11 protein-coding genes and 2 pseudogenes are annotated in these 13766 nt (G+C 69.3%); 8 read left to right on the top strand and 5 right to left on the bottom strand.

Annotated elements, in window-relative coordinates; translation table 11 throughout:
- The 3 genes and pseudogenes from O3Q52_RS34240 to O3Q52_RS34245 form a co-directional block, all read right to left on the bottom strand.
- A pseudogene (locus O3Q52_RS34240) lies at positions 1–1633 on the bottom strand (hypothetical protein); the annotation flags it as partial.
- A gap of 396 nt (positions 1634–2029) precedes the next feature.
- Positions 2030–2158, bottom strand: a pseudogene (locus tag O3Q52_RS54455) (SCO5717 family growth-regulating ATPase); the annotation flags it as partial.
- Positions 2159–2546: 388 nt separating this feature from the next.
- Positions 2547–2843: a DUF397 domain-containing protein gene (locus tag O3Q52_RS34245; RefSeq protein WP_269652538.1), complete on the bottom strand. Its 297-nt coding sequence runs from the start codon at positions 2841–2843 to the stop codon at positions 2547–2549.
- Positions 2844–3142: 299 nt separating this feature from the next.
- Between O3Q52_RS34245 and rpsO the strand changes: the two genes are divergently transcribed.
- The 5 genes from rpsO (at position 3143) to O3Q52_RS34270 (ending at position 8541) form a co-directional block, all read left to right on the top strand.
- Entirely contained in the window at positions 3143–3430 is a 288-nt protein-coding gene (gene rpsO, locus O3Q52_RS34250; protein ID WP_019075416.1) for a 30S ribosomal protein S15, read from the top strand.
- 279 nt (positions 3431–3709) lie between these two features.
- The gene (locus O3Q52_RS34255) at positions 3710–5926 is read left to right on the top strand and encodes a polyribonucleotide nucleotidyltransferase (protein ID WP_266754124.1); all 2217 of its coding nucleotides are present in this window, start codon (positions 3710–3712) and stop codon (positions 5924–5926) included.
- Positions 5923–7302 carry a pitrilysin family protein gene (locus O3Q52_RS34260; protein ID WP_055615910.1) on the top strand — a complete coding sequence of 460 codons (1380 nt, stop codon included), beginning with the start codon at positions 5923–5925 and terminating at the stop codon, positions 7300–7302. Before O3Q52_RS34255 ends, O3Q52_RS34260 begins: the two co-directional genes overlap by 4 nt.
- A gap of 28 nt (positions 7303–7330) precedes the next feature.
- Positions 7331–8083: a 4-hydroxy-tetrahydrodipicolinate reductase gene (dapB, locus tag O3Q52_RS34265; protein WP_269652539.1), complete on the top strand. Its 753-nt coding sequence runs from the start codon at positions 7331–7333 to the stop codon at positions 8081–8083.
- Positions 8084–8088: 5 nt separating this feature from the next.
- Positions 8089–8541: a hypothetical protein gene (locus tag O3Q52_RS34270; protein WP_269652540.1), complete on the top strand. Its 453-nt coding sequence runs from the start codon at positions 8089–8091 to the stop codon at positions 8539–8541.
- Positions 8542–8636: 95 nt separating this feature from the next.
- Here the strand turns inward: O3Q52_RS34270 and O3Q52_RS34275 are convergent, their stop codons facing one another.
- Positions 8637–9197 carry a hypothetical protein gene (locus O3Q52_RS34275; protein ID WP_269652541.1) on the bottom strand — a complete coding sequence of 187 codons (561 nt, stop codon included), beginning with the start codon at positions 9195–9197 and terminating at the stop codon, positions 8637–8639.
- A 120-nt stretch (positions 9198–9317) separates the two neighbouring features.
- Complete coding sequence (locus tag O3Q52_RS34280; protein WP_269652542.1) at positions 9318–9557, bottom strand: hypothetical protein; 240 nt, start codon at positions 9555–9557, stop codon at positions 9318–9320.
- Between the two features lie 230 nt (positions 9558–9787).
- Between O3Q52_RS34280 and thyX the strand changes: the two genes are divergently transcribed.
- The 3 genes from thyX (at position 9788) to O3Q52_RS34295 (ending at position 13459) form a co-directional block, all read left to right on the top strand.
- Positions 9788–10528, top strand: coding sequence for an FAD-dependent thymidylate synthase (gene thyX / locus O3Q52_RS34285; RefSeq protein WP_189845216.1), 741 nt, complete (start codon positions 9788–9790; stop codon positions 10526–10528).
- 211 nt (positions 10529–10739) lie between these two features.
- Positions 10740–11639, top strand: coding sequence for a 4-hydroxy-tetrahydrodipicolinate synthase (gene dapA / locus O3Q52_RS34290; protein ID WP_055615916.1), 900 nt, complete (start codon positions 10740–10742; stop codon positions 11637–11639).
- 134 nt (positions 11640–11773) lie between these two features.
- Positions 11774–13459: a ribonuclease J gene (locus O3Q52_RS34295; protein WP_269652543.1), complete on the top strand. Its 1686-nt coding sequence runs from the start codon at positions 11774–11776 to the stop codon at positions 13457–13459.
- The last annotated feature ends 307 nt before the right edge of the window (positions 13460–13766 follow it).

Here is a 13766-nt window from a genome sequence, read left to right on the forward strand (position 1 = left end):
GGGGCCGGGGTCCCCTGCGGGGGGAACCCGTAACCGGCGGGCGGCTGCGCAGGTGCGCTGGGCCCGCTCTGCGCCGGAGCGCCCTGCTGCGGGAACCCGTAACCAGGCTGCGGGCCGGGCGCGTTGGGTGTGCTCGGGGCCGGGGTCCCCTGCTGCGGGAAGCCGTAACCGGGAGCCTGCGCCGGGGCGTTCGGCGCCGCCGGAGCGGGCTGGACCGGAGCGGGCTGCTGGGGCGGCGTGGGAAGGCCCGGCTGCTGGAGGCCGTAGCCGTCCTGGGGTACCTCCGGTGTCTGGAGTGCGGGTGCCGGGGGAGTGGGCTGGGCGGCGGCGGGGCCGGACTGCGGGAAGCCGTAGCCGCCTTGGGTGCCGGGGCCGGATTCTGCTGTGCAGGCGCAGGCGCAGGCGCAGGCGTCGGTGCCGGAGCCTGAGCCGGAGGCGCGGTCGAAGGTCCGGGCTGCGGGAAGCCGGGAGGGGCCTGCGCCGCAGGGGCCGCACCGGGGACGCTGTCCTGGGGCTCCGGAGTAGTACGGGGAATGCTGTCCTGCGGACCCGGAGCCGTACCCGGGGCGCTGAACTGCGGGAATCCGTAGCCGCCCGGCTGCCCGGGAGCCGCCGGAGCAGCGGAGGCCGGCGCCGACGGAGGTACGTCAGCGGCGGGCGTCGCGGCTGCAGCAGGAGCGTCGGCCGCGGTAGGCGCAACGGGTGTGGCGGGCCAGGGCGACGGCGAAGGCTGCGGAGCCTGCGGCTGGAAGGGCTGCTGCCCCTGCGGCGGTACGGACGGCTGAACCGGAGCCTCCGCCGAAGACGCCCCGCCCTCACTCTCCGCGGACGCGGGCCACTGAGCGGCCGAAGCGGGCGCGGCAGGCTGGTACGAGGGCGGCAACGGCGGAAGCCCGCCCTGCGGCACCGGCGGCGGAGCCCACGCGGGAGGCGTGTCCTGCACGGCGTCGGCCACGTCCGCGGCGGGCTCGGGCACTACATCCTGAGGCTCGGCATCCTTGGGTCCGGCGTCTTGCGGCTCGGCGTCCTGAGGCTCGGCCTGGCTCGCGGGCGCGGCATCCTCCGGCTCGGAGTCCGAGTCCGCGGCCGTCTCCGGGGCCGCAGCGCTCGGCTCGGCGTCCTGAGGCTCGGCGTCCGCCACGGGCACCGCATCGCTGACGTCAGCGGAGTCCTCGGCGTCGACGTCAACCTGGTGCAGCTCGACGACCCCCGGGGAATCGTCCGCGCCGACGTTCTCGTTTTCGTCGGTCGCGGCGGCCGCGTCGATCGGGTCAGTCGCTTCGGCCTCGTCCGACGCGTCGGCCTGACCGGAAACCTCGGCCACGCCCTCCGACGCCGCCACCCCGGCTCCCTCGTCGACGCCATCCACGCCATCCACGTCGTCAACGTCATCCACGCCGTCGTCGTGATCGGACTCAGGTCCGAACGCCACCTCGACGACCTCCGCGTCGGAGTTGTCGTCCGAGTTTTGGGCGTCGTCGATGGCGTCGTCGACGGCGACCTCGTCCGAAGCCGCGGCTTCGGCGTCGGCCCGTTCCGAGATCTCCCGCTTCACAGCGACAGCGGAGATCCGCATGGTGGCGCCGCTCTCGATGTCCCCGCTGTCCTCCTCGGTCTCATCCGCAGGCGCCACCGGAGGAGCCTGAAGGTTCGGCAGATTCGGCAGACCGGCAGGCCCCGCAGCGGGCGTCTCGGGAGCCGGAGCCTGAGGCTCGAACCCGCTCCCCACAGGCAACCGCGGAACGGCAGCCGCACCACCGTCAGGAGTAGAGGGGGGAACAGCGGCAGAAGGAGGCGGAACAGCAGCGGGCGGAGCAAAAGGCGCCCCGGGCGCGAAGGAAGGCACGGAAGCCGGCGAGACCGAGGGCGTCGCGGGCACCCCCGCAGCCGCCGCCCCGTTCGCCCCGTCGTTCGCCGGACCGGCCCCGTCGGTCGCGTCGGACCCGTCCGAGACCTTCGCCTCGCCCGGCTCCTCTTCCTCCTCGACCGGAGCCGACGAAGCCGCCTCCGAACTCCCCGACGCGTTCTGCGTGTACCAGGCGGGAGGGGCGTAGTCGATGGTGAACTCGCCCGTCGTCTCGACGGCGGACTCCGCGTCGGACTGGTCATCGCCGGGTGTGGCCCAGCCCCCGCGGATCCCGTCCCGATCGCTGTTCACAATTCCTCCTGGTGTGGTCGAGCACCCTCATACCGAGCTGGGGCGACCGTTCCGATCGTCCGAGGCTGTCCATCGCGCCCCGGCTCCCCCTGTGCGACGCGGCGGTCCCGTCCCCGGGTTCTGCTGCCGCGCCCACCCCAGCCTAATCACCACAACCACCCCCACGGCAGGCCCGTCCACCCCTCCGGTCCCAGCCACTGCGTCACACCCTGGCCAGAAGTGACGTATGAACGGCCTTGTACGGACGGCAAAGTGGACAAAAGCGCGCTTAAGAAGCGCGCTTCCGGCTCACTGTGCAGCCCTCCGGCTCAACGAAGCGGCACCCCGACACAACAAAGGGGACCGGTGGCATACAAGCCACCGGTCCCTCGCACGCTCGAAGGCCGCGCTACTCCGCCGAAACCCCGCCGTTGTGCGGCGCCGGCTCCAGATCGAACTCGCCGTCCCGCGCCCCCAGCACGAAGGCCCGCCACTCCGCCTCCGTGTACCGGAGGACCGTGTCCGGGTCGAGGGACGACCGCATGGCCACCGCGCCCCCGGGCAGGTACGCGATCTCGACCCGCTCCTCGTGCTCCTCCGTACCCGGCGCGCTCTGCCATTCGACGCCCGAGATGTCGAGGGCGTAGAGCTCGTCCCTCTCCCGCTCCTTGCGCGCCTTGACGTCCTTGTCCTCTGCCTCGGCCATGACGAAGCGACCCCTTCCCGGCGTACGCGTCCGACGTACGGCCCCGACCTGACGAACGAACTGTCGCGTCACCCTACTGGGACCGCCCCTGGCCTCCCCGGACTCCGGGAACCCCGGTCGGTGAGACCCCTACCTCCTGGTACGCTGTGTGACGGCCGTATGTGTACGCACCCCCGGACCGCCCCTCAGGGGCCCTGGAGGACGCGCCCAGCGGATCCCCGCCTCCCGAGTTACGGAAGCTCCCCTGAGATGTGGACCAGGGGCACTCGGTGGCTACTCAAAGACTACGAGGAGTACGCGTGTCGCTCGACGCCGCTACGAAGAAGCAGCTCATCACCGAGTTCGGTCAGAAGGAGGGCGACACCGGCTCCCCCGAGGTCCAGGTCGCGATGCTCTCGCGCCGTATCTCGGACCTGACCGAGCACCTCAAGACCCACAAGCACGACCACCACTCCCGTCGTGGTCTGCTCATCCTGGTCGGTCAGCGCCGTCGCCTCCTGCAGTACCTGGCGAAGAAGGACATCCAGCGCTTCCGTGCGCTGGTCGACCGCCTGGGCATCCGCCGCGGTGCCGCGGGCGCCAAGTAAGACGCCGTGAAGGGAGCGGTTCCCACTCTTAGGGGGCCGCTCCCTTTGCTGTACGTGCGGAGTGTCACTGCACCTTTGTAGTGTGGTAGCACGACGCAGTTTCACGAGGAGAAGTGCACCTCGCCGCCGCCGGTCCTCGGTAGTGGCTCCCGGGCGATGCGAACCCCGGGTGCTTCGATCGAAGACCGGCCCGCACCAGAAGGCGCGCTTCTCCGCTCACGTCCCCCCGCCACACGGGCGGATCGGGACAAAAGACGAAAAGTATCGGAGAAAACGCTAGTGGAGAACGAGACCCACTACGCCGAGGCCGTTATCGACAACGGATCCTTCGGCACCCGCACCATCCGCTTCGAGACGGGCCGCCTGGCCAAGCAGGCCGCCGGCTCCGCCGTGGCGTATCTGGACGACGACACCATGGTGCTGTCGGCCACCACAGCCTCCAAGAAGCCCAAGGAAAACCTCGACTTCTTCCCCCTCACGGTGGACGTCGAGGAGCGGATGTACGCCGCCGGCAAGATCCCCGGCAGCTTCTTCCGCCGCGAGGGCCGTCCCTCCGAGGACGCCATCCTCACCTGTCGCCTGATCGACCGCCCGCTGCGCCCGTCCTTCAAGAAGGGCCTGCGCAACGAGATCCAGGTCGTCGCCACGATCATGGCGCTCAACCCCGACCACCTGTACGACGTCGTGGCGATCAACGCCGCCTCCGCGTCCACGCAGCTGGCCGGTCTGCCCTTCTCCGGCCCGATCGGCGGCGTCCGCGTCGCGCTGATCAACGGCCAGTGGGTCGCGTTCCCGACGCACACCGAGCTCGAGGACGCCGTCTTCGACATGGTCGTCGCCGGTCGCGTCCTGGAGGACGGCGACGTTGCGATCATGATGGTCGAGGCCGAGGCCACCGAGAAGACCATCGCGCTGGTCGCGGGCGGCGCCGAGGCGCCGACCGAGGAGATCGTCGCCTCCGGTCTGGACGCCGCGAAGCCCTTCATCAAGGTGCTCTGCAAGGCCCAGGCCGACCTCGCCGCCAAGGCCGCCAAGCCCACCGGCGAGTTCCCGGTCTTCCTCGACTACCAGGACGACGTCCTGGAGGCCCTGACCGCCGCGGTCAAGAGCGAGCTCTCCCAGGCGCTCACCATCGCCGGCAAGCAGGACCGCGAGTCCGAGCTGGACCGCATCAAGGAGATCGCCGCCGAGAAGCTGCTCCCGCAGTTCGAGGGCCGCGAGAAGGAGATCTCCGCCGCGTACCGCTCGCTGACCAAGTCCCTGGTCCGTGAGCGTGTCATCAAGGACAAGGTCCGCATCGACGGCCGCGGCGTCACGGACATCCGTACGCTCGCCGCCGAGGTCGAGGCCATCCCGCGCGTGCACGGCTCGGCGCTGTTCGAGCGTGGCGAGACCCAGATCCTGGGCGTCACCACCCTCAACATGCTCCGGATGGAGCAGCAGCTGGACACCCTTTCCCCGGTGACCCGCAAGCGCTACATGCACAACTACAACTTCCCGCCCTACTCCGTGGGCGAGACCGGCCGCGTCGGCTCCCCGAAGCGCCGCGAGATCGGCCACGGCGCGCTCGCCGAGCGCGCGATCGTCCCGGTCCTGCCCTCGCGCGAGGACTTCCCGTACGCGATCCGTCAGGTGTCCGAGGCCCTCGGCTCCAACGGCTCGACGTCCATGGGCTCGGTCTGCGCCTCCACCATGTCGCTGCTCAACGCCGGTGTGCCGCTGAAGGCCCCCGTCGCCGGTATCGCCATGGGCCTGATCTCCCAGGAGATCAACGGCGAGACGCACTACGTCGCCCTCACCGACATCCTCGGTGCGGAGGACGCCTTCGGCGACATGGACTTCAAGGTCGCCGGCACCAAGGAGTTCGTGACCGCCCTCCAGCTCGACACCAAGCTGGACGGCATCCCGGCCTCCGTCCTGGCCGCGGCCCTCAAGCAGGCCCGTGACGCCCGCCTCCACATCCTCGACGTGATGATGGAAGCGATCGACACGCCGGACGAGATGTCCCCGAACGCCCCGCGGATCATCACGGTCAAGATCCCCGTGGACAAGATCGGTGAGGTCATCGGCCCGAAGGGCAAGATGATCAACCAGATCCAGGAGGACACCGGCGCCGACATCACGATCGAGGACGACGGCACCATCTACATCGGTGCCGCCCAGGGCTCTCAGGCCGAGGCCGCCCGCGCCACGATCAACGGCATCGCGAACCCGACCATGCCGGAGGTCGGCGAGCGCTACCTGGGCACCGTCGTGAAGACGACGACCTTCGGTGCGTTCGTGTCGCTGCTCCCGGGCAAGGACGGTCTGCTGCACATCTCGCAGATCCGCAAGCTCGCCGGCGGCAAGCGCGTGGAGAACGTCGAGGACGTCGTCGGCGTGGGCTCCAAGGTCCAGGTCGAGATCGCCGAGATCGACTCCCGCGGCAAGCTCTCCCTGATCCCCGTGATCGAGGGCGAAGGCGACGATGAGAAGAAGGACGACACCGACAAGTGACGTCGAGTAGCTCCACGGCGACGGCCCGCACCTCCTCGGAGGCGCGGGCCGTCGCCCGTACCCAAACCCTGATCAAGGGCGAGAACGGCATCGGTACGGTCCGCAAGACCACCCTCCCGGGCGGCCTGCGCATCGTCACCGAAACCCTGCCCTCCGTGCGCTCCGCCACCTTCGGCATCTGGGCGCACGTCGGCTCGCGCGACGAGACGCCGGCTCTGAACGGCGCCACGCACTACCTGGAACACCTCCTCTTCAAGGGCACCCAGAAGCGAAGCGCCCTGGACATCTCCTCCGCCATCGACGCGGTCGGCGGCGAGATGAACGCGTTCACGGCGAAGGAGTACACGTGCTACTACGCACGCGTGCTCGACACCGACCTCCCGCTCGCCATCGACGTCGTCTGCGACATGCTCACGGGCTCGCTGATCCTCGAAGAGGACGTGAACGTCGAGCGGGGCGCGATCCTCGAAGAGATCGCCATGACGGAGGACGACCCGGGCGACTGCGTGCACGACCTGTTCGCGCACACCATGCTCGGCGACACCCCCCTCGGCCGCCCGGTCCTCGGCACGGTCGACACCGTCAACGCCCTCACCGCGGACCGCATCCGCCGCTTCTACAAGAAGCACTACGACCCGACCCACCTCGTGGTCGCCGCCGCCGGAAACGTCGACCACAACAAGGTCGTACGCCAGGTCCGCGCCGCCTTCGAGAAGTCGGGCGCCCTCAAGCAGCCCGACGCGACGCCGATCGCCCCGCGCGACGGCTCCCGCTCCATCCGTACGGCGGGCCGCGTCGAACTCCTCGGCCGCAAGACCGAACAGGCCCACATCGTCCTCGGCATGCCGGGCCTGGCCCGCACGGACGAGCGCCGCTGGGCCCTGGGCGTTCTGAACACCGCGCTGGGCGGCGGCATGTCCTCCCGCCTCTTCCAGGAGGTCCGCGAGAAGCGCGGCCTCGCCTACAGCGTGTACTCGTACACCTCGGGCTTCGCCGACTGCGGCCTCTTCGGTGTGTACGCGGGCTGCCGCCCGAGCCAGGTGCACGACGTGCTGAAGATCTGCCGCGACGAACTCGACCAGGTCGCCGAGCACGGCCTGTCGGACGACGAGATCGGCCGCGCCATCGGCCAGCTCCGCGGCTCCACGGTCCTCGGCCTGGAGGACACGGGCGCGCTGATGAACCGTATCGGCAAGAGCGAGCTGTGCTGGGGCGAGCAGATGTCCGTCGACGACATGCTGACCCGGATCGCCTCGGTCACCCCGGACGACGTACGGGAGGTGGCCCGCGAGATCCTGGGACAGCGGCCCTCGCTGTCGGTCATCGGCCCGCTGAAGGACAAACAGGCTTCCCGTCTGCACGAAGCGGTCGCGTAACCCCCGAATCCGGTAAGGAAGCAAGAAGATGAGCAAGCTGCGCGTGGCGGTCCTCGGTGCCAAGGGCCGCATCGGATCCGAGGCGGTACGAGCCGTCGAGGCGGCCGCGGACCTGGAGCTGGTGGCCGCCCTCGGCCGCGACGACAAGCTGGGGACGCTGGTGGACGCCGGCGCCCAGGTCGTCGTCGAACTGACCACGCCCGCCTCGGTCATGGGTAACCTCGACTTCTGCGTCCGCCACGGCATCCACGCCGTGGTCGGTACGACGGGCTGGACCGACGAGCGCCTCGCGCAGCTGAACACCTCGCTCGCCGCCTCACCGGAGACGGGCGTGCTCATCGCCCCGAACTTCTCCATCGGCGCCGTTCTCACGATGAAGTTCGCGGAGGTGGCCGCGCCGTACTTCGAGTCCGTCGAGGTCATCGAGCTGCACCACCCGAACAAGGTGGACGCCCCGAGCGGCACCGCCCACCGCACCGCCCAGCTCATCGCCGCCGCCCGGCAGCGGGCGGACAGCGCCCCTCAGCCCGACGCCACGGTCACGGCCCTGGACGGCGCCCGCGGCGCGGACGTCGACGGCGTCCCGGTGCACTCGGTCCGCCTGCGCGGTCTGCTGGCCCACCAGGAGGTGCTGCTCGGCGCCGAGGGCGAGACGCTCACCGTCCGCCACGACTCCCTCCACCACAGCAGCTTCATGCCGGGCATCCTGCTCGGCGTACGCCGCGTCGTGGACACCCCGGGCCTCACCTTCGGCCTGGAACACTTCCTGGATCTGAAGTAACCGCCATGGGCGCGAAGATCACATACGCCGTCACGGCCGCCGTCCTGGTCGTCTACTTCGTCCTGGTCGGCAGCCGCGGGCTGATGCTCATACAGAACGGCACCCTGCTCACCGTCACCTTCGGCGTCGCTGTCCTCATCCTGCCGGTGATCGGCATCTGGTTCCTCTGGAAGAACACCCAGTTCGTCAGCAGGGCCAACCGGCTCGCCGCCGAGCTCGACGCCGAAGGCGGCCTGCCCGTCGACGAGTTGAAGCGCACCTCGGCCGGCCGCATCGACCGCGACTCGGCGGACGAGGTCTTCGCCAGGCGCAAGGCCGAGACCGAGGACGCCCCCGACGACTGGCGCAGCTGGTTCCGGCTGGCCATCGCCTACCACGACGCCCGGGACACTCCCCGGGCCCGCAAGGCGATGCAGCACGCGATCGCCCTGCACGACGGGAAACCCGTACGGGCCTGAGGCACCGACACAGACGCACACAGGCATGGCCGAAGGGGCCGGTCCGCGGACCGGCCCCTTCGGCCATGCCTGTGTGCGTCTGTCCGCGCTCGCCGTCAGGCGTGCCCGCGGTACTCGTCCGCCCAGACCTCGACGCCGTCCGCGGCCCGGTCGAACGCGTCGGGGCGCCCGAGGAAGTCCGCGTTGTGCGAGGTCAGCAACTGAGTCGGCTCGGCACCGGAGCGGTCGCCGCTGATGAGGACGAGCGCCTGCCCCTGCACGGTGCGCGGCAGCCCGAGCCAGCGCACCGGCTGCTGGACCGTCCGCACCGTCTGAACCTTCGCCCAGGGAGTCGTGCTCGTGACCAGGAAACGGACCCGGCGCAGCCCGTACGCGCTCACCCACGCGCCCATCCGCAGCAGCCGCAGGGCACACACGATGACGAGCGCCGCGAGCCCCAGGAACACCGCGCCACCGGACCGGTTGCCGGCCGCCACGACGATGACCGCCGCGAACAGCACGTACGACGCGAGCAGCAGCAGAAGCGCCGCCGCGGCGACGCGCCACGGTCCGGGCCGGTAGGGGCGTCGCCACTGGTCGCGATCGTCGAACGGCAGCGCGAGATCCTCGCCCGCCTCGTCGAAAGCACGATCGGCGGTCAGAAAGGGCAGGGGCACGACTGATCCTCACTCAATCCACGCATGGACTATGCCCGGTGAGGCTACCTAGCGGGATCTCCGGTCACCACCCTCGGGGGTCCATGGGGGTGCTCCCAGGCCATCCGGGCGGGAGGAGGGTCAACGGCCCTGCGACGCGTCCGACTGTTGCGTATGCGCAGGTGAGCTGTCGGCGGACAGGGCGGGCGTCCCTATGAGCAGGGAGCCCACGAGGCCCGCGACCACGGTGAGGCCTATGAGCCATCGGCCCGCCAGCTCAGCGGCGGAGGCCCGCTGACACGGTGGGGGAGTGACATTGCTGCGGAACCTGTCGGCTTCGGCGATGAAGGCGAACGGAACGGGCTCGCGCCGACGAAACATGAAGTGCGCTTCTCCTCTGGAGGCTCGAAGGGGGTCTGACGGAACAGGCGACTCGAACGAATCGCTGTCACCAATACAGACGAGCGAGAGCCCCAATTGGTGCCCGGTTTCACCGACTTCGCAGAAGTTGGGCGAAGAATGTCGCGGCACGACACCGAACGCCCCGTTGTCAGTGCCGGGCCGTAGAGTGGACGCCGCCCGAGCCAGTGATGGGAAGGACCCTCCAAGCCGTGACCGACACACCCGCCGACGACCTCAAGCCCAGCTTCCGCAGCGATGTCACCGTCGAGCTGGTCAAGCACACCGCCTCCGACTCCGACGTGCTGTTCGCCGCCCGCGTCTCGACGGTCGGGGAGCAGTCCCTCGACGAGCTGAAGAAGGACCCGGAGCGCTCGAAGGGCCTGATCAACTACCTGATGCGGGACCGGCACGGCAGCCCCTTCGAGCACAACTCGATGACGTTCTTCATCAACGCCCCGATCTTCGTCTTCCGCGAGTTCATGCGCCACCGCGTCGGCTGGTCGTACAACGAGGAGTCGGGCCGGTACAGGGAGCTCCAGCCGGTCTTCTACGTCCCGGGAGAGTCCCGCAAGCTGGTCCAGGAGGGCCGCCCCGGCAAGTACGTCTTCGTGGACGGCACCCAGGCCCAGCAGGAGCTGACGGGCCGCGTCATGGAGGACTCCTACCGCCAGGCGTACGAGGCGTACCAGGAGATGCTCGCCGCCGGCGTGGCCCGCGAGGTCGCCCGTGCGGTCCTCCCGGTCGGCCTCTTCTCGTCGATGTACGCGACGTGCAACGCCCGCTCGCTGATGCACTTCCTCGGCCTGCGCACCCAGCACGAGCTGGCGAAGGTCCCGTCCTTCCCCCAGCGGGAGATCGAGATGGTCGGCGAGAAGATGGAGGCCGAATGGGCCCGGCTCATGCCCCTCACGTACGCCGCCTTCAACGCCAACGGGCGCGTGGCGCCGTAACGCACCTCCGTCACCCGGTCGGGCACATGTGTACGGGTCAACCATGCGAAGTGTCCGTATTGCGGCATTTCGAGAAGTTCATCTAGCCTGATCAAACGGACCCGGCACTGCTTGAACCCCCGAGCAGGCAGTGCCGGGCTCCTCTTTTGTCATGACTTGTCGCCGCCCCCGAGGGCAGACCGCACGTTGAGCAGCGAGTAGCGTGTTACCCATGGCTCCGACCTCCACTCCGCAGACCCCCTTCGGGCGGGTCCTCACCGCAATGGTCACGCCCTTCGCGGCGGACGGCGCACTCGACCTCGACGGCGCTCAGCGGCTCGCCACCCACCTGGTGGACGCAGGCAACGACGGCCTGATCGTCAACGGCACCACCGGCGAGTCCCCGACCACCAGCAACGCGGAGAAAGCGGATCTCGTACGAGCCGTACTGGAGGCGGTCGGCGACCGTGCCCACGTCGTCGCGGGCGTCGGCACGAACGACACGCGCCACAGCGTCGAGCTGGCCCGGTCGGCCGAGAAGGTCGGCGCACACGGTCTCCTGACCGTCACGCCGTACTACAACAAGCCCCCGCAGGAGGGCCTTTACCAGCACTTCAAGGTCATCGCCGACGCGACCGAACTCCCGGTGATGCTCTACGACATCCCCGGCCGCAGCGGTGTCCCGATCAACACGGAAACGCTGGTGCGTCTGGCCGAGCACCCGCGTATCGTCGCCAACAAGGACGCCAAGGGCGACCTGGGCCGTGCCAGCTGGGCCATCGCCAGCTCCGGCCTCGCCTGGTACTCCGGCGACGACATGCTGAACCTCCCGCTCCTCTCCGTGGGCGCGGTCGGCTTCGTCTCCGTCGTCGGTCACGTCGTCACCCCCGAGCTGCGGGCCATGATCGACGCGTACGTCAGCGGCGACGTCCAGAAGGCCACCGAGATCCACCAGAAGCTGCTTCCGGTCTTCACCGGCATGTTCCGCACCCAGGGTGTGATGACGACCAAGGCCGCGCTCGCCCTCCAGGGCCTGCCCGCCGGGCCGCTGCGTCTGCCCATGGTCGGCCTGTCACCCGAGGAGACCGCCCAGCTCAAGATCGATCTTGCCGCCGGCGGGGTACAGCTCTAACCACAGACTTCACAACTGAATACGCACGATCCGCAGGCCGGAGGGCCTGCACCACCAGACAACTGCTACTGCACGAACGTCACGCGCGCCACGTGCCCTGCCAGGTACGTGGCGCGTGTGGTGAGGAGAGTCTTTTGAGTCATCCGCATCCTGAACTCGCCGCTCCGCCGGTCCTCCCGAAGGGCGGCCTGCGGGTCACCCCGCTCGGCGGCCTCGGAGAAATCGGCCGAAACATGACGGTCTTCGAGTACGGAGGCCGCCTTCTGATCGTCGACTGCGGCGTGCTCTTCCCGGAGGAGGAGCAGCCCGGAATCGACCTGATCCTGCCGGACTTCAGTTCCGTCAGGGACCGCCTCGACGACATCGAGGGCATCGTCCTCACCCATGGTCACGAGGACCACATCGGCGGCGTCCCCTTCCTCCTGCGCGAGAAGCCGGACATCCCGCTCATCGGCTCCAAGCTGACCCTCGCCCTCATCGAGGCGAAGCTCCAGGAGCACCGCATCCGTCCGTACACGCTCGAGGTCGCGGAGGGCCACCGAGAGCGCATCGGTCCCTTCGACTGCGAGTTCGTCGCGGTCAACCACTCCATCCCGGACGCCCTCGCGGTCGCCATCCGCACCCCCGCGGGCATGGTCGTCCACACCGGCGACTTCAAGATGGACCAGCTTCCGCTGGACGGTCGGCTGACAGATCTACACGCGTTCGCGCGTCTGAGCGAGGAGGGCATCGACCTCCTCCTCTCGGACTCCACGAACGCCGAGGTCCCGGGATTCGTCCCGCCCGAGCGCGACATCTCGAACGTGCTGCGCCAGGTCTTCGCCGGCGCCAGCAAGCGGATCATCGTGGCCAGCTTCGCCAGCCACGTCCACCGCATCCAGCAGATCCTCGACGCCGCGCACGAGTACGGCCGCCGGGTCGCCTTCGTCGGCCGCTCGATGGTCCGCAACATGGGCATCGCGAGAGACCTGGGCTACCTGAAGGTCCCGCCGGGCCTGGTCGTCGACGTCAAGACGCTCGACGACCTCCCGGAGCGCGAGATCGTCCTCGTCTGTACGGGCTCACAGGGCGAGCCGATGGCCGCGCTGTCCCGCATGGCGAACCGCGACCACCAGATCCGCATCGTCCAGGGCGACACGGTGATCCTGGCGTCGTCGCTCATCCCGGGCAACGAGAACGCGGTCTACCGCGTCATCAACGGCCTGACCCGCTGGGGCGCCAACGTCGTCCACAAGGGCAACGCCAAGGTGCACGTCTCGGGCCACGCGTCCGCGGGCGAGCTCCTGTACTTCTACAACATCTGCAAGCCGCGCAACCTGATGCCGGTCCACGGCGAATGGCGCCACCTGCGCGCCAACGCCGAGCTGGGTGCCCTCACCGGTGTCCCGCACGACCGGATCGTCATCGCCGAGGACGGCGTCGTCGTCGACCTCGTCGAAGGCAAGGCCAAGATCTCCGGCAAGGTCCAGGCGGGATACGTGTACGTCGACGGTCTCTCGGTCGGCGATGTCGGCGAGCCCGCACTCAAGGACCGCAAGATCCTCGGCGACGAGGGCATCATCTCGGTCTTCGTGGTGATGGACTCCAGCACGGGCAAGATCACCGGCGGTCCGCACATCCAGGCCCGTGGCTCGGGCATCGACGACTCCGCCTTCGCCGACGTCCTCCCGAGGATCAACGAGGTCCTGGAGAGGTCGGCCCAGGACGGCGTCGTCGAACCCCACCAGATGCAGCAGCTCATCCGCCGCACGCTGGGCAAATGGGTCTCCGACAACTACCGCCGCCGGCCGATGATCCTGCCGGTCGTGGTCGAGGTTTGAGCACCTCGTACGCGTGAACCCGGAGCGGGGCCCCTCGATTTGCATCGGGGCGCCCCGCTCCAGTACGTTTACGGCTCCGCCTGAACGGGAACCCGGCACAACTGCGTGTCCGGACCACCCCGACCGGGGCGGGAATTCCGACTCAGAACTTCTGATAAAGTCGGAGTCGCCGGAAAGGGAAGCGCGAAAGCGAAAACCTGGAAAGCACCGAGGAAATCGGATCGGAAAACGGTCTGATAGAGTCGGAAACGCAAGACCGAAGGGAAGCCCGGAGGAAAGCCCGAGAGGGTGAGTACAAAGGAAGCGT

This window comes from Streptomyces sp. ActVer, assembly GCF_027270795.1.
GTDB classification, from domain to species: Bacteria; Actinomycetota; Actinomycetes; order Streptomycetales; family Streptomycetaceae; genus Streptomyces; species Streptomyces umbrinus_A.